Raw genomic sequence first — 14,947 nt, forward strand, 5'->3', positions numbered from 1 at the left:
TCCGATGAGGCAAATAACCATTCGCCAATGGCGAGTACGCCGGTAAGCGCAAGCAGGCCCGCAAGAAGTTGTCCCTGATCAAGATGGATCGGGTGCTGCCATGCAAGGGCTTGATTGCCTTGATCGATCTGTATGTCTCAAGGGTGAAGGCGGGCGTCTGGCGTACCCATCGATGGCGATGCTGCGCGTGCATCTGATGCAGAACACGGCGCGCTGGGTGACGCTGTTCGCTCTGTCGAATCTATGAATGGCACGGTGGCATTTGCTGATGAATGCAGGAGAGGTGTGTCCGTAATATAGGAAAAGGCTGTTGCGAGGCACTCGCGGCGGCTAAGTAAGCTCAGAAGTGGCGGATGGTTTGGTTATCTTTGGCCAAATCACCGCCTCTAAAATCGGCAAGGGCTGAAGTCGACCGGAAATACAGGGCTACTTCAGACCATCCTTAAAGGTACTGATGGCCGATCCATCGGGCACGGCCTTGCATCGTGAGGGGGCTTACTTGCGCAACCCTCCGCGAGCCATCTGCAACAGTTCCCGCGCCCTGCCGGTCAGTCGCTTCAAGCCGCTGTCCGGCTTCACCGGGCTCAAGCCCTGTTGCCTGACCCAGTCCTTCCAGCGAATCCGCTCATCCCTGACCAGCCAGCCTTCTTGCCGGGCAAAACTTTCGGCCAGGAACAGGCCACGGGTGCTGGCCGCCACCAGCCGGTCCTTGCTCAGGGTGTAGAGTTCGGCCCGGGGCTGGCCATCTTCCAGTGGCATCAGGTACAGATCAGGGCGTTTGCGGTTGAGGCGGGCAACCAGCTGGTCGCCTTCAAGGCGTTCGTCGACGTGGAACAGGCTCAGTGACTTCGCCTCACGTGGTACTTGCAGGCACAGGTCGTAGATCAGTTGCAGCGAAGCGGTCGGCAAGTGCACATACGCCCGTGGCCGCTCCAGCAGCTGCAGGTTGGCGCAGCGCACCGGGCGCGCCGCACCCGATTGCGGGGTCAGCACGAAGGGCAGGGCTTCGCGGTAATGCAGGGCATCGGCGTAGGGCGCCGGCAGCCAGGTGTCGTTGAAGCGGCCACCCAGCCAGCCTTCCGGGGTTTCCAGCAGGCATTCTTCAGCCACTTCCTGGATCGCCGTATGCAGCGGCAGGTTCAGCTCCTGGGCCGGGACATAGCCTGAAATCAATTTCAGCACGACATCGCCACGGTCCTGGCGGCGCTGGCGCACCAGTACCCAGTAATCGCGGTTTTGCCAGCGCAGGGTCAGGCGCACCGAGACGCCGAGGTTGGCCAGCTCCACAGCAAAGCGCTGGCTATCGTCGAGCTGGATCGGCTTGCGTCGCTGCAAGGTCTGGGCGAAGTTCAGCGGCATGCCGATGCTCTGGTACACCAGGCCTTCGGGGCTGGCTTCAACATGCAGGGGCAGGGTCTTGAAGTTGCTCGGGTTCTTGCGGATCAGCGTTCGCGGCATGTCGGCTCCTTCTTGCGTTGGGGTCGGCCGCGGCGGCGGCGTAGGTTTCAGCGGCGCAGCACCTTGGCAACGGTTGCCACGTTGTGGGCCAGGTGCAGCGGATTGATGGTGCCGACAATAGCACTGCTGACGCCGGGGTGGGCGAATAGCAGTTCGAAGCTGGCGCGCACCGGGTCAACCCCCGGGCTCAAGCACACATGACCACTGGCCAAGGCCTTTTTCACCAGGATTGCCTTGCCGTGTTCGGCAGCATAATCGATCACCGGCCGTTCGGCCTGTTCGTTCAGATTGTAGGTGACCATGGCGCAGTCGCCGTGCTCGAGTGCCTTGAGGCCGCCTGCCGCGGTTTTGCCAGATAGCCCGAAGCCGCGAATCTTGCCTTCCTGTTTCAAGGCTGCGAGGGTCTGGTAGACCTCCTCTTGCTCAAGGATGTGCAGGTCGTTGCCGTCGGAGTGCACCAGCACCAGGTCGATGCAGTCGGTCTCCAGGCGCTTGAGGCTGCGCTCGATGGAAAAGCGCGTATGGGTTGCGCTGAAGTCAAAGCGCGACTGGCCCTCTTCGAACTCTTCACCGACCTTGCTGACAATCACCCAGTGGTCACGCTGGCCACGCAACAGCGGGCCCAGGCGCTCTTCGCTGCGGCCATAGGCGGGCGCGGTGTCGATCAGGTTGATGCCCAGCTCGCGGGCCTGGGCCAGCAGCAAGCGGGCTTCACCATCGTCGGGAATGGTGAAGCCGCTGGGGTATTTGACGCCCTGGTCGCGGCCGAGCTTGACCGTGCCCAGGCCCAGTGGCGACACCATCAGGCCGATACTGCCGAGGGGGCGACGCAAGTCGTGCAGGCTCGGCAGGCTCATGGCAGCAGTTGCTCCCACACCGGCAGGGCCATGGGCGGGCGTGGCAGGTCGGGCAGGGCGGCGAGGCCTGCGGGCTTGATACCGTCGCGCTCAAGGTTGGCCAGTACCCGGTCGCTGAAGTCCGGAGCAAGGGCCAGCTTGGTCGGCCAGCCCACCAGCAGGCGCTGCTGCTCGGCGAGGAAGGCGTTGTCTGGGCGTACCAGGCCCGATTGTGCAGGCTCGGCGCGATCGATGCGCACCGTGGCCCAGCGCACCTGGCTCAGGTCGATCCATGGCAGCAGGTTGCCGACTTCTTTTTTCGCGGCGGCGATCTGCGCCTCTGGCTCACGGGCGACGCCGTCGGCTTCGGCCAGGTCGCCGCCCAGGTACCAGACCCACTGGCCATCGGCGGCCGGGTGGCTGGTAACGGTGATGCGTGGTTTCGGTCCGCCGCCCAGGCAGTGGGCATACAGTGGCTTGAGGCTGGCGCCCTTGGCCATGACCATGTGCAGTGGCCGCCGCTGCATGGCCGGTTGGCTCAGGCCCAGTGCCTCGAGCAACGCTGCATTGCCGGCGCCAGCGCTGAGCACGACACGTTGAGCGCGGATTTCGCGGCCATCGACGCGCAAGCCAGCCAGCTCGCCATTGTCGTTCAGCGGTTCGATGGTTTCTGCGGCCAGCAGGCTGTCACCGGCCAGCTCGGCGAGCTTGTTCAGCAGGCTCGGCACGTCGATGACCAGTTCGGCCAGACGATAGACCTTGCCCTTGAAGGCGCGGTCCTGCAGGGCGGGGGGCAGTTGCTCACCTTTGACCTGATCGACCCGGCCCCGCACCGCTTTGCTGGCGAAGAAGCTGGTGAGGTTGCCGGCCAGGGTGCCTGGGGACCACAGGTAGTGGGCTTCCGAAAGCAGGCGCACGCCGGCCAGGTCCAGCTCGCCATTGCCGGCCAGGGCCTCGCGCCAGCGCCGGGGCATGTCGGCAATCGCTTCCGAGGCACCGGTCAGGGCACCATGCAACGCATACTTGGCGCCGCCATGGATGATCCCCTGGGATTTGAGCGTCTGCTCGCCACCGAGGCTGGCGCGTTCCACCAGCACCGTCGAATAGCCGAGTCGGCGCAGGCGGGCATTAAGCCAGAGGCCTGCGACTCCGGCGCCGACGATCAGCACATCGGTGGAAATTACGGTTGGCATGCATGAACCTCACAAGCGTGGACAGACGCCCAGTATACAGCCTGTGAGGCATTGCACCCGGTTGCCGATCAATGCCCGGCGGTTTTCGAGAAGACCTGGATCACCACCACGCCGCCAACGATCATGGCCATGCCGAGCATGGCGGGCAGGTCCAGCTTCTGCCCGTAGATCACCAGGGCGGCGATGCTGATCAGGACAATGCCCAGGCCTGACCAGATTGCATAGGCGATACCGACCGGAATGCTGCGTACCACCAGGGTCAGCATCCAGAACGCCACCGCATAACCGCAGACCATCAGCAGCAGCGGCAGGGGCGTGCTCAGGCCCTTGACGGCTTTCATCGAGGCGGTGGCGATGACTTCGGCGCAGATGGCGATAGCCAGGTAGGTGTAGGCATTCATGTCGGTGATCCTCTGTTCTGGCTGGGCATTTTAGAGCAAGCCTGAATGGGGTAAAGTCATTACCTATCTTTTCTGGAGATAGGTTGATGGCTGAGCAGTGGAACCTGGAGCAGCTGCGCATGTTCGTACGGGTCGCTGAGTTGCGTTCGTTCTCGGCGGTGGCCCGTGAACAGCGCAAGGCGCAATCGGCGGTGAGTAATGGCATTGCCCTGCTCGAAACCGACCTGGGCGTGACGTTGTTCGAGCGCAGCAGCGGCCGCCAGCCACGCCTGAGCGAAGCTGGCGCGACCTTGCTCGAAGACGCCCGTGAACTTTTGCGCCAGTGTGAGCGCCTGGATGGCCGGGCCCTGGCCTTGATGCGCGGGCAAGAGGCACAGTTGCGCGTGGCGCAAGATGAGGCCATGCCCTATCAACCGGTGATCGACAGCCTCGATGAACTGGCCCGGCAGTTCCCCTTGCTCGAAGTGCAGATGGCCAGTGGCGCCCAGGGTGATGTGGCGCGCAAGCTGATTGAGCGGCGCGCCGATCTGGGCCTGTTGTTTCACCACGACCATATGCCGGTGTCGCTGGAGCGCCGGGCGCTGGGGCGGATTGAAATGGTCACGGTGTGTGCCGTGGATCATCCCCTGACCCAATTGGAGCGAGTGACCCGCCAGGACCTGGCACGGCACCGCCAGTTGCTGATTACCCCGCAAGAAAGCGGCTACCCCGGGGGCGAGCCGATAAGCCCGCAAATCTGGCGCGCCGACAGCTTCTACGCCATGGCCGAACTGCTGATGCGCGGCCTGGGTTGGGCCTGGCTGCCCCGGCATGTAGTGCAGTACCCCACGTACCAGGCGCAAATGGTCGAGCTGGCCAGCGAATGGGCGCCGCCGGCGCTGGTGGTAGAGTTGGTATGGCGTCGGGACGAGCCACTGGGGCCAGCCGCGCAGTGGTTGGCCGAGCGCTTCGCAGTGCACTTGCGTGCAATTGGCTAGTACACTTCGGCGCCATGAACAGAACCCTCTATACCTTGCTGTTTCACCTGGGCCTGCCGCTGGTTGCGCTGCGCCTGTTCCTGCGTTCGCGCAAGGCGCCGGCCTATGGCCAGCGCATCGCTGAGCGTTTCGCCTTGAAGCTGCCGGCCATGGCCAGGGGCGGGATCTGGGTACACGCGGTGTCGGTAGGCGAGAGCATTGCCGCCGCACCGATGATTCGTGCCTTGCTGCAGGCTTATCCACAGCTGCCGATCACCATCACGTGCATGACCCCGACCGGCTCCGAGCGGGTCCGGGCGATGTTTGCCGATCAGCCGCGCATCCAGCACTGCTACCTGCCTTACGATTTGCCCTGGGCGGCCGCACGCTTTCTTGATCATGTGCAGCCCACGCTTGCGGTGATCATGGAAACCGAGCTGTGGCCCAACCACATCCATCAATGCGCCAAACGCGGCATTCCCGTGGCCCTGGCCAATGCGCGGTTGTCCGAGCGCTCGGCCCGCGGCTATGCGCGCTTTGCCGGGTTGACCCGGCCGATGCTGGCCGAGATGAGCCTGATCGCGGCGCAGACCGAGACCGAAGCGCAGCGCTTTCGGCAACTGGGTGCACGGCCTGAATGCGTGCAGGTGACCGGCTCGATCAAGTTCGACCTGAGTATCGACGAGCAATTGTTGCCCCGTGCGCGCGCCTTGCGTGAGCAGTGGCAGGCCGGCCAGCGGCCGGTCTGGATCGCGGCCAGTACCCATGAAGGTGAAGACCAGGTCATCCTCGCCGCCCACCGGCAATTGCGTGAGCATCATGCCGACGCGCTGCTGATTCTGGTGCCGCGACACCCGGAGCGCTTCAACAGCGTGTTCGAGTTGTGTCGTCAGCAGTTTTCCACCGTCCGCCGCTCCAGTGGCGAACCGGTGAGTACTGACAGCGCGGTGCTGCTTGGCGACACCATGGGCGAACTGCTGTTTCTCTATGCCCTGGCCGACATTGCCTTTGTCGGCGGCAGCCTGGTGCCCAATGGCGGGCACAACCTGCTGGAGCCGGCGGCGCTGGCGCTGCCGGTGCTCAGTGGCCCGCACCTGTTCAACTTCCTGGAGATCGCGGCGATGCTGCGTGGGGCCGGAGCCTTGCTGGAAGTCGATGATAGCCAGGGGCTGGCGACAGAAGTGCGACGCTTGATCGAATTGCCTCGTGATGCGCAGCGCATCGGGGCTGCGGGGCTGGCGGTGATGAAGGCTAACCAGGGGGCGTTGCAGCGTTTGCTCGGGGGCTTGGGGCGATTGCTCTGATGTCATCGCGGGTCAAGCCCGCTCCCACAGAGAACCCCTCAACTGTGGGAGCGAGCTTGCCCCGCGATGCGTTTCAGGGCCGGGCTTCGAAGTTGGCCTTGGCCGCTGCAGCCAGGTCTGGCGGCAGGAAGTCCTTGTCGGGGTTGTAGTCCGGTTTCAGATAACGGCTCAGGTCGCTCAGGTCCTGCGGGCTCAATGTGCCAGCAGCCTGTTTCAGGCGCAGGTTGTCGAGGATGTAGTCGTAGCGGGTGTTGTTGTAGTCACGCACCGAGGTGTACAGCTGGCGCTGGGCATCGAGCACGTCGACGATGTTGCGGGTACCGACCTGATAGCCGATTTCGGTGGCTTCCAGGGCGCTCTGGTTGGAGATGATCGACTGCTTGCGCGCTTGCACCTGTTCTACGTCGGTGTTCACCGCGCGGTGCAGGTTGCGGGTGTTTTCCACCACCTGGCGGCGCAGGCTTTCGCGTTGCTGTTCGCTCTGGCTCAGGCGCTGGTAGGCCTCTCGCACTTGCGAGCTGGTCAGGCCGCCGCTATAGATCGGGATGTTCAGTTGCAGGCCGATGCTGGTCTGCTCGACATCCCCGCTGTAGTTCTGCCCGGTGAGGTTGGGGTTGGTGAAGCCCAGGCTGTCGTTGTCGCCTTTCTGGTAGCGCGCGACCGCATCAACTGTCGGTGCGTGGCCGGCCTTGCGTTGGCGCAGGGTTTCCTCGGCGGCGCTGACCGCATAGTTGGTGGCCAGCAGGTTGAGGTTCTGCTTGCCGGCCGTCTCGACCCAGGCCTTGGCATCGTTAGGTGCTGGCACTTGCACCGGCAGGGTGTGGACAATGCCCTGGACCGAATTGTAGTCGCGGTTGGTCAGGGTGATCAGCGCCTCGAAGGCGTCGTCGACCCGGCGCTGGGCAACGATCCGGTTGGCCCGGGCGGTGTCATAGCTGGCCTGGGATTGCAGTACGTCGGTCTTGTCCGAAAGGCCAACGTCGAAGCGCTCGTTGGACTGGTCGAGCTGGCGTTTGAACGCCGCTTCCTCGGCCTTGGTCGAGGCCAGGGTGTCCTGGGCGCGCAGCACGGCGAAGTAGTTCTCGGCGCTTTGCAGGATCAGGTTCTGTTCGGTGGCCGACAGCTCCAGTGCTGCCTGTTCGTTGACCGCTTCGGCCGCCTGCAGCTGGAACCAGCGGTCCGCGCGGAAGATCGGCTGCGCCAGGGTCGCCTGCCAGGAATTGCCGCTGCGGTTGGCGGTGGCCGAAGGGCTGTCGATCTTGGTCCGGTTACTCATCATTTCGGCGCCGGCCGAGAGGTTCGGCAGCAACCCGGCACGGGCCTGGGGCACTACTTCCTTCTGCGCGCCGTAGTTGGCTCGGGCGGCGGCCAGGTCGGCGTTATTGTTCACGGCTTCCTGATAGACACTGACCAGGTCGGTCTTCGCCGACAGGGGCGCATCTGCTGCCCAGGCCATTCCGTTGGTAGCACAAGACACGGCAAGGGCCAGTGAGAGTTTGCGCAGCATAGGGCAATCCTTGAACGGTGAGAATTTCTGAACTGGTGAGTGTAGTTGTGCAGGCATTTCGCAACAATCCGCTATTTGCGCCATTTATCGTGTCCATGTCCAGATGCTTGGCTTTGCATGCCACTCCAGTCTAGACTGCCCACGTTCTTGTCGGGGTGCCTTGCGTTGAGGCTGAGATCGGATAATCCGGATCCCGTTGAACCTGATCAGGTTAGCGCCTGCGTAGGGAACAAGATTTCTCGCTTTCCCGGCGAGTCTCTTGTGCCAGGTCCGGGAATGTCGAGTCAGCCGTCGTCGCTGCAGGCATCACCGCGTATTTGGCACAGCACCACCCATGGTGCGTCCGTGCCTTTCAGGTTCTCCCCGACATTCCACTGCTAGGAAGCCGTCTGGAGAGCCTGTGATGAGTAAACAAGAAAAATATACCAATCTGAGTGAGTCGGCCCAGGTCGATCAGCAGTCCGTACAGCCGTTCACCCGCTCGCGCAAAATCTATGTCGAAGGCTCGCGCCCGGACATCCGCGTGCCCATGCGTGAAATCAGCCTCGACGACACCCCGACCGATTTCGGCGGCGAAGCCAACGCCCCGGTGCTGGTCTATGACACCTCCGGCCCCTACACCGACCCCAACGTCATCATCGACGTGCGCAAGGGCTTGGGCGATGTACGCTCGGCCTGGATCGATGCCCGCGGCGACACCGAGCGTCTGGCCGGCCTGTCGTCGGACTTCGGCCAGCAGCGCCTGGCCGATGCCGAGCTGACCAAGCTGCGTTTTGCTCACGTGCGCAACCCGCGCCGGGCCAAAGACGGCGCCAACGTCAGCCAGATGCACTATGCACGCAAGGGCATCATCACCGCCGAGATGGAATATGTCGCCCTGCGCGAAAACATGAAGCTGCAAGAAGCCCGCGCCGCTGGCCTGCTTGACCAGCAACACGCCGGGCACAGCTTCGGTGCCAGCATCCCGAAGGAAATCACCGCCGAGTTCGTCCGCGAAGAGATCGCCCGCGGCCGTGCGATCATCCCGGCCAACATCAACCACGTGGAGCTGGAGCCGATGATCATCGGCCGCAACTTCCTGGTGAAGATCAACGGCAACATCGGCAACAGCGCCCTGGGCTCGTCCATCGAAGAAGAAGTGGCCAAGCTGACCTGGGGTATTCGCTGGGGTTCGGATACGGTGATGGACCTGTCCACCGGCAAGCACATCCACGAAACCCGCGAGTGGATCATCCGCAACTCGCCGGTGCCAATCGGTACCGTACCGATCTACCAGGCCCTGGAAAAGGTCAACGGCGTGGCCGAAGACCTGACCTGGGAACTGTTCCGTGACACCCTGATCGAACAGGCCGAGCAGGGCGTGGACTACTTCACTATCCACGCCGGTGTGCTGTTGCGTTATGTGCCGCTGACCGCCAAGCGCGTCACCGGCATCGTCAGTCGCGGGGGTTCGATCATGGCCAAGTGGTGCCTGGCGCATCATCAGGAGAACTTCCTCTACACCCACTTCGACGAAATCTGCCAGATCATGAAGGCCTATGACGTCAGCTTCTCGCTGGGCGACGGCCTGCGTCCGGGTTCGATTGCCGACGCCAACGACGAAGCGCAGTTCGGCGAGCTGGAAACCCTGGGCGAGCTGACCAAGATCGCCTGGAAACATGATGTCCAGTGCATGATCGAAGGCCCGGGCCATGTGCCGATGCAACTGATCAAGGAGAACATGGACAAGCAGCTCGAATGCTGCGATGAGGCGCCGTTCTACACCCTTGGCCCGCTGACCACCGACATCGCCCCGGGCTACGACCACATCACCTCGGGCATTGGCGCGGCGATGATCGGCTGGTTCGGTTGCGCCATGCTCTGCTACGTGACACCCAAGGAGCACCTGGGCCTGCCGAACAAGGATGACGTCAAGACCGGCATCATCACCTACAAGATCGCCGCCCATGCCGCGGACCTTGCCAAAGGGCACCCCGGCGCGCAGATCCGCGACAATGCACTGTCCAAGGCGCGCTTCGAGTTCCGCTGGGAAGACCAGTTCAACCTTGGCCTGGACCCGGACACCGCGCGCAGCTTCCACGACGAGACCCTGCCCAAGGATTCGGCCAAGGTCGCGCACTTCTGCTCCATGTGCGGGCCGAAGTTCTGCTCGATGAAAATCACCCAGGAAGTACGTGAATACGCCGCCAACCAGCGCATCGACGCGGTGGACGTGGCGGTTGAGGACGGCATGCGCGAGCAGGCCGAGCGGTTCCGCCAGGAAGGCAGCCAGTTGTACAAAAAGGTGTAAGCCGCATCGCGGGTCAAGCCCGCTCCTACGGTAGGAGCGGGCTTGCCCCGCGATAGGGCCCCGAAAAACAACAATTTCCTCCCTGTCGAGATCCCTTTGTGAGCACTCCCAGCCAGTTTTCCCCCGATCACCCGGTCAGCGCCGAGCAACGCGTGCTCAGTGGCCGCGACCTCTGTTCCCTGTGGTTTTCCCTCGGCATCGGCCTGATGGTGCTGCAGACCGGCGCCTTGCTCGGCCCCGGCCTGGGCCTGGCCAATGCCGTGCTGGCGATCATTGTCGGTACCAGCGTGGGCGTTTTGCTGCTGGCAGCGGTGGGTGTCATCGGCAGCGACACCGGCCTGTCTTCGATGGCCGCCTTGCGCCGCAGCCTGGGCCGCAACGGCGCGCGCCTGCCCGCCATGCTCAACTTGCTGCAACTGATCGGCTGGGGCTCGTTTGAAATCATCGTCATGCGCGACGCCGCCAGCCTGTTGGGCGCGCGCGCCTTCGGCGAGGGTAGTGCGCTGACCAATCCATTGCTGTGGACCTTGTGCTTCGGCGCTTTGGCCACGTTGCTGGCGGTCAGCGGGCCCTTGACCTTCGTGCGCAAGGTCCTGCGCAAATGGGGCATCTGGCTGCTGATCGGTGCCTGCCTGTGGCTGACCTGGAATCTGTTTGCCAAGGCCGATCTGGCCGCGCTGTGGGCGCGGGCCGGCGATGGCTCGATGCCGCTGGCGATCGGCATCGACATTGCGATTGCCATGCCGCTTTCGTGGTTGCCGCTGATTGCCGACTATTCACGCTTCAGCCAGCGTGCCAGCCGCGTATTTGCCGGCACGGCGCTGGGCTACTTCGTGGGCAACGTGTGGATGATGAGCCTGGGTGTGGCCTACACCCTGGCGTTTGCCCCGGCCGGCGAGGTCAATACTCTGCTGCTGGCGCTGGCCGGTGCGGGCCTGGGTATTCCGCTGCTGCTGATCCTGCTCGACGAGTCGGAAAAGGCCTTTGCCGATATTCACTCGGCGGCCGTCTCCAGCGGTTTGCTGGTACGCCTGAAAGTCGAGCACCTGGCCCTGGTCATCGGCCTGCTCTGCACCCTGATCGCCAGCTTCGCGCCGCTGGCGCAGTACCAGAACTTCCTCTTGCTGATCGGCTCGGTGTTTGCACCACTGTTCGGTGTGGTACTGGTCGATCACTTTATCGTCCGTCGCCGCCGCAGCGACGCCAGCCCGATCCATAGCCTGCACTGGCCGGCATTGTTGGCTTGGGCGATGGGTGTCGCGGCTTACCATCTGCTGGCGCACTTTGCGCCCAATGTCGGTTCGACCCTGCCGGCCCTGCTGCTGGCAGGTTTGGTCTACTGGGCTGCCGCGCCAGCGGTCAACCGCGGCCGGGAAACAACGCCGGCTTGATCACGCCGTTCAGGCGCGGGTAGGGTATTTTCAGCTCGATGTGGCCCATGGAGTACGGGGCGATGGCATAGACCTCGTACTTCAGCACCACCGCGCCATAGGTCAGGGCGATGTGCGGGGTCTGGCGGAACGGCCAGGTCTTGACGAACTCGGCGTCCTTGTCCATGCCGGTGCTGATCAGCCAGCCTTTGTGGGCTTCTTCGGCGGTTTTCCAGAAGGTCGCTTCCTGGCCCGGCACCAGCATGTCCTGCAGGGTCAGCACCTTGTCCTGCTGGCGCGAATAGTTGATGAAGCCGCGCCCGGGCATGCCATGAGCGCCGCCGGTGTCCAGGTAGCTGGACAACTCGATGATCACCAGACCGTCATGCTGCTCGCGTACCTTGGCTTGCAGGTAGCTGCTGTTGCGGCTTTGCGCGCTGGCCATGAACTGCTCTTCATAGGCTTTGAGCGAGCCGGGCAGGGCGCTGCGCTCGTTGTCCTGGGTCAGCTGCAGCAGGCGCTTCTCGACGATCCCGTCCAGCTTGGGGTTGGCCGGGAAGTGAATGGTGTCGATGTTGACCAGCGGGCAATCGGCAGTGCTGCAACCGGGCTTGATGTGCTCCCAGCGGTCGCGCTTGACCTCCAGCGGCGTGCGCATGTTGGGCTGGAACAGGCTCTGACAAGCGCCCAGAGCCAGGGCCAGCACGGCCACGGATGTCAGTTTCACAAGCGTCATGATGATCCTTGTAAGCAAAGGTGATCGGACTTGGACCGTCGGCAAGGCCGTCAGTTCGCCACTAAGCTGAATAGACCAGCGGGCTGCCTATCCTCGCAGCCTGGACGGTATCTTTAAAGAGGTGAAACACGGCGGTGCGCAGGTTAGGATGGCGCGATGCGGTAAATGAGGTAATGAGGATTCCCATGTCAGAGACGTTTAACAACGCAACGCCCACCAAGGTCGAGATTGCCGATCAGGTCATTTGCTACAAGGGCTTTTACCGCCTCGACAAGCTGCGCCTGCGCCATGAGCTGTTTGCCGGTGGCATGAGTCGCGAAATCAGTCGTGAGCTGTTCGTGCGCCACGATGCGGTCTGTGTGTTGCCCTATGACGCCGTGCGCGATGAAGTGGTGTTGATCGAGCAGTTTCGAGTCGGTGCCGTCGGCAAGGTCGAGAATCCCTGGCTGATCGAACTGGTCGCCGGTCTGATCGACAAGGACGAGCAACCGGAAGAAGTTGCACACCGCGAGGCCGAGGAGGAAGCTGGGCTTGTGTTCAGTACGCTGTGGCCTATGACCCGGTATTTCCCGTCACCGGGCGGCAGCGACGAGTTTGTGCATCTGTTTCTGGGTCGTTGCAGCAGCGAAGGGGCTGGAGGCCTGCACGGTCTGGAGGAAGAGGCCGAGGACATTCGCGTGAGGGTCTGGGCGTTCGAGGATGCGCTGCAGGCTGTGCGCGACGGCAAAATTGCCAACGCGGCAACCATCATTGCCTTGCAATGGCTGGCCTTGAACCGCGCTGAAGTCAGGGGGCTATGGTCGTGAATCTGCTGCGCGAGCGCTACCGGGTCGATCTGGTCGGGTTGCAGGCTGCCTGCGAGGCCAACTATGCGCGCTTGATGCGCCTGTTGCCCGATATGCGCAGTACCCAAAGCTCGCGCCGGATCGGCATGACCCAGGGCGACCAGATGCTGGGCGTGCTGGTCCTTGATGTAGTGCTCGCCTGCCCCTACACCACCACCTTGCGGGTACGCCAGGAGCACAGCCTGCCCTGGCTGCCGGTGCCGCAGCTGGAGGTGCAGGTCTACCACGACGCACGCATGGCCGAAGTGGTTAGCGCCGAGCACGCACGGCGTTTTCGCAGTATCTATCCGTACCCCAACGCGGCCATGCACCAGCCGGACGAAAAAGCTCAGCTCAATCTGTTCCTCGGTGAATGGTTGAGCCACTGCCTGGCCTGTGGCCATGAGTTGGCCGTCGTTCGCTGAAATGTGATGGCCGTCGTTTTCGAGTATTTGCTCAAGCGCCGCCAGCCGCCATAATCGCGCTGAATCCGTTCAAGGAGTCGGCCCTTGCCGCAACCATCGATCCCCCTTAGCGACGCGCCGGTGTACCTGGTGCAACTGACCGACAGTCACCTGTTTGCCGACCCGCAAGGCACGTTGCTGGGCATGAATACCCGCGACAGCCTGCAGCGCGTGATCGAACGGGTGCGGGACGAGCAGCCGCGGATCGACCTGGTGCTGGCGACCGGCGACCTGACCCAGGATGGATCGCTGGAGTCCTACACCTGTTTTCGTGAAATGACGGAAAATCTCGGGGCCCCGGCGCGCTGGCTTGCTGGCAACCATGACGAGCCGCTGCCGATGGAGCAGGCAGCGCAAGGCACTGACTTGCTCAAACCCGTTGTGGACATGGGCAATTGGCGCATCCTGATGCTCAACTCGGCAGTGCCCGGCTCGGTGCCGGGATTGCTCGGTGACGACCAGCTCAGCTTGCTCGAGCGCGCATTGCGCGAAGCCCCCGAGCGCCATTGCCTGATCTGTTTCCATCACCAGCCGGTGTCTATCAACTGTGCCTGGATGGCGCCGATTGGCTTGCGCAACGCCGATGTGCTGTTTGCTTTGCTGAAAGGTTATCCACAGGTGCGTGCCTTGCTCTGGGGGCATATCCATCAGGAATGGGACCAGATACGCGAGGGTGTGCGGCTATTGGCCTCACCTTCGACCTGTATTCAGTTCGAGCCGGGCAGCGAAGACTTCAAGGTCGGCGAACAGGCTCCCGGCTACCGCTGGCTGCGCCTGCTGCCGGACGGTTCGATCGACACCGGCGTGTCGCGGGTGACTGACTTTGAATTCACTGTCGACTACGAAGGCGACGGCTATTAAGTGTTGCCAAATCGCTGAAACTGCTCCATCTGCCTTCGAACAGGCTAAAATGCGCGCTTTCCTGCCTGGTAGCCCAGGCACTCACGGTGCATCGGGGGCGGCATGTCGGGTTCGATTCTCTATATTCACGGGTTCAACAGCGCGCCGTCGTCGAAAAAGGCCTGCCAGCTGGTAGCGGTGATGGCGCAGATGGGGTTGGGCGAGCGCCTGCGGGTACCGGCCCTTCATCATCACCCACGCCAGGCCATCGCCCAGCTGGAGGCCGCCATTGCCGAGCTCGAATCGCCATTACTGGTCGGCAGCTCCCTTGGCGGCTACTATGCCACCCACCTGGCCGAGCGCCACGGGCTCAAGGCCTTGCTGGTCAACCCGGCAGTCAACCCGCACCGGCTGTTCGACGGCTACCTTGGGCCCCAGCAAAACCTCTACACCGGCGAAACCTGGGAACTGACTCTGGACCACGTGCAGGCTCTGGCCGAGCTGGAAGTCCCGGCGCCAGTGGATGCCGGGCGCTTTCAAGTGTGGCTGCAAACCGCCGATGAAACCCTGGACTACCGCCAGGCCGAGCAGTTCTACCGCGGGTGTGCGCTGCGCATCCAGGCCGGTGGCGATCACAGCTACCAGGGGTTTGCCGAACGCCTGCCAGCCCTGCTGAGCTTTGCCGGTATTGCCCCGCAGCAGTATCAAGCACTCGATTTTTCTGTATTTTGATAACCTATTTTCACCCACGACTGACGACGAGACCCC

14 protein-coding genes, 1 pseudogene and 1 riboswitch are annotated in these 14,947 nt (G+C 63.1%); of the genes and pseudogenes, 9 read left to right on the plus strand and 6 right to left on the minus strand.

The annotated features are described in order from the left end of the window. Positions 1–68: 68 nt before the first annotated feature. A pseudogene (locus tag EXN22_RS03815) lies at positions 69–205 on the plus strand (IS5/IS1182 family transposase); the annotation flags it as partial. A 290-nt stretch (positions 206–495) separates the two neighbouring features. Here EXN22_RS03815 and EXN22_RS03820 read toward each other — a convergent pair. The 4 genes from EXN22_RS03820 to EXN22_RS03835 form a co-directional block, all read right to left on the minus strand. Continuing rightward, the gene (locus EXN22_RS03820) at positions 496–1,458 is read right to left on the minus strand and encodes a metal ABC transporter ATPase (RefSeq protein ID WP_130262799.1); all 963 of its coding nucleotides are present in this window, start codon (positions 1,456–1,458) and stop codon (positions 496–498) included. Between the two features lie 47 nt (positions 1,459–1,505). Further along, entirely contained in the window at positions 1,506–2,315 is an 810-nt protein-coding gene (locus EXN22_RS03825) for an aldo/keto reductase (RefSeq protein WP_130262801.1), read from the minus strand. Continuing rightward, positions 2,312–3,487, minus strand: coding sequence for an NAD(P)/FAD-dependent oxidoreductase (locus EXN22_RS03830; protein WP_130262803.1), 1,176 nt, complete (start codon positions 3,485–3,487; stop codon positions 2,312–2,314). Before EXN22_RS03830 ends, EXN22_RS03825 begins: the two co-directional genes overlap by 4 nt. A 68-nt stretch (positions 3,488–3,555) precedes the next feature. Beyond that, positions 3,556–3,888, minus strand: coding sequence for a DMT family transporter (locus EXN22_RS03835; RefSeq protein ID WP_028945643.1), 333 nt, complete (start codon positions 3,886–3,888; stop codon positions 3,556–3,558). Between the two features lie 86 nt (positions 3,889–3,974). Between EXN22_RS03835 and EXN22_RS03840 the strand changes: the two genes are divergently transcribed. Then, positions 3,975–4,865: a LysR family transcriptional regulator gene (locus EXN22_RS03840; RefSeq protein ID WP_130262805.1), complete on the plus strand. Its 891-nt coding sequence runs from the start codon at positions 3,975–3,977 to the stop codon at positions 4,863–4,865. 14 nt (positions 4,866–4,879) lie between these two features. Beyond that, positions 4,880–6,148, plus strand: coding sequence for a lipid IV(A) 3-deoxy-D-manno-octulosonic acid transferase (gene waaA, locus EXN22_RS03845; RefSeq protein WP_130262807.1), 1,269 nt, complete (start codon positions 4,880–4,882; stop codon positions 6,146–6,148). 73 nt (positions 6,149–6,221) lie between these two features. On the opposite strand, the gene EXN22_RS03850 is transcribed toward waaA, so the two are convergent. After that, positions 6,222–7,655, minus strand: a complete 1,434-nt coding sequence (locus tag EXN22_RS03850) for a TolC family outer membrane protein (RefSeq protein WP_130262809.1) — start codon at positions 7,653–7,655, stop codon at positions 6,222–6,224. 141 nt (positions 7,656–7,796) lie between these two features. Beyond that, positions 7,797–7,901, plus strand: a riboswitch (TPP riboswitch). A 157-nt stretch (positions 7,902–8,058) separates the two neighbouring features. Between EXN22_RS03850 and thiC the strand changes: the two genes are divergently transcribed. Together thiC and cytX are read left to right on the plus strand one after the other, a co-directional pair. Next, complete coding sequence (gene thiC / locus EXN22_RS03855) at positions 8,059–9,945, plus strand: phosphomethylpyrimidine synthase ThiC (protein WP_130262811.1); 1,887 nt, start codon at positions 8,059–8,061, stop codon at positions 9,943–9,945. Positions 9,946–10,043: 98 nt separating this feature from the next. Further along, entirely contained in the window at positions 10,044–11,336 is a 1,293-nt protein-coding gene (gene cytX, locus EXN22_RS03860; RefSeq protein ID WP_130262813.1) for a putative hydroxymethylpyrimidine transporter CytX, read from the plus strand. Here cytX and EXN22_RS03865 read toward each other — a convergent pair. Then, complete coding sequence (locus EXN22_RS03865; protein ID WP_130262815.1) at positions 11,305–12,051, minus strand: RsiV family protein; 747 nt, start codon at positions 12,049–12,051, stop codon at positions 11,305–11,307. The two genes, cytX and EXN22_RS03865, sit on opposite strands and share 32 nt — an antisense overlap. Positions 12,052–12,236: 185 nt before the next feature. Here EXN22_RS03865 and EXN22_RS03870 point away from each other — a divergent pair, with 185 nt between their 5' ends. The 4 genes from EXN22_RS03870 (at position 12,237) to EXN22_RS03885 (ending at position 14,911) form a co-directional block, all read left to right on the plus strand. After that, the gene (locus tag EXN22_RS03870) at positions 12,237–12,857 is read left to right on the plus strand and encodes an NUDIX domain-containing protein (protein WP_165392181.1); all 621 of its coding nucleotides are present in this window, start codon (positions 12,237–12,239) and stop codon (positions 12,855–12,857) included. Next, complete coding sequence (locus tag EXN22_RS03875; protein ID WP_045193762.1) at positions 12,848–13,300, plus strand: DUF1249 domain-containing protein; 453 nt, start codon at positions 12,848–12,850, stop codon at positions 13,298–13,300. The genes EXN22_RS03870 and EXN22_RS03875 overlap by 10 nt, the downstream gene beginning before the upstream one ends. An 84-nt stretch (positions 13,301–13,384) precedes the next feature. Further along, on the plus strand, positions 13,385–14,200 hold the full coding sequence (gene cpdA / locus EXN22_RS03880) for a 3',5'-cyclic-AMP phosphodiesterase (protein ID WP_130262819.1): 816 nt from the start codon (positions 13,385–13,387) through the stop codon (positions 14,198–14,200). Positions 14,201–14,302: 102 nt separating this feature from the next. Then, positions 14,303–14,911 (plus strand): YqiA/YcfP family alpha/beta fold hydrolase, encoded by a 609-nt coding sequence (locus EXN22_RS03885; protein ID WP_130262821.1) that lies wholly within the window; start codon positions 14,303–14,305, stop codon positions 14,909–14,911. Positions 14,912–14,947: the final 36 nt, after the last annotated feature.

This window comes from Pseudomonas tructae, from assembly GCF_004214895.1.
GTDB lineage: Bacteria > Pseudomonadota > Gammaproteobacteria > Pseudomonadales > Pseudomonadaceae > Aquipseudomonas > Aquipseudomonas tructae.

Bases quoted from the DNA above. Each gene is read 5' to 3' on its own strand.
- EXN22_RS03820 (WP_130262799.1), bottom strand. From the start codon at position 1,458: ATGCCGCGAACGCTGATCCGCAAGAACCCGAGCAACTTCAAGACCCTG.
- thiC (WP_130262811.1), top strand. From the start codon at position 8,059: ATGAGTAAACAAGAAAAATATACCAATCTGAGTGAGTCGGCCCAGGTC.
- EXN22_RS03830 (WP_130262803.1), bottom strand. From the start codon at position 3,487: ATGCCAACCGTAATTTCCACCGATGTGCTGATCGTCGGCGCCGGAGTC.
- waaA (WP_130262807.1), top strand. From the start codon at position 4,880: ATGAACAGAACCCTCTATACCTTGCTGTTTCACCTGGGCCTGCCGCTG.
- EXN22_RS03840 (WP_130262805.1), top strand. From the start codon at position 3,975: ATGGCTGAGCAGTGGAACCTGGAGCAGCTGCGCATGTTCGTACGGGTC.
- EXN22_RS03885 (WP_130262821.1), top strand. From the start codon at position 14,303: ATGTCGGGTTCGATTCTCTATATTCACGGGTTCAACAGCGCGCCGTCG.
- EXN22_RS03850 (WP_130262809.1), bottom strand. From the start codon at position 7,655: ATGCTGCGCAAACTCTCACTGGCCCTTGCCGTGTCTTGTGCTACCAAC.
- EXN22_RS03825 (WP_130262801.1), bottom strand. From the start codon at position 2,315: ATGAGCCTGCCGAGCCTGCACGACTTGCGTCGCCCCCTCGGCAGTATC.
- EXN22_RS03865 (WP_130262815.1), bottom strand. From the start codon at position 12,051: ATGACGCTTGTGAAACTGACATCCGTGGCCGTGCTGGCCCTGGCTCTG.
- EXN22_RS03835 (WP_028945643.1), bottom strand. From the start codon at position 3,888: ATGAATGCCTACACCTACCTGGCTATCGCCATCTGCGCCGAAGTCATC.
- EXN22_RS03870 (WP_165392181.1), top strand. From the start codon at position 12,237: ATGTCAGAGACGTTTAACAACGCAACGCCCACCAAGGTCGAGATTGCC.
- EXN22_RS03875 (WP_045193762.1), top strand. From the start codon at position 12,848: ATGGTCGTGAATCTGCTGCGCGAGCGCTACCGGGTCGATCTGGTCGGG.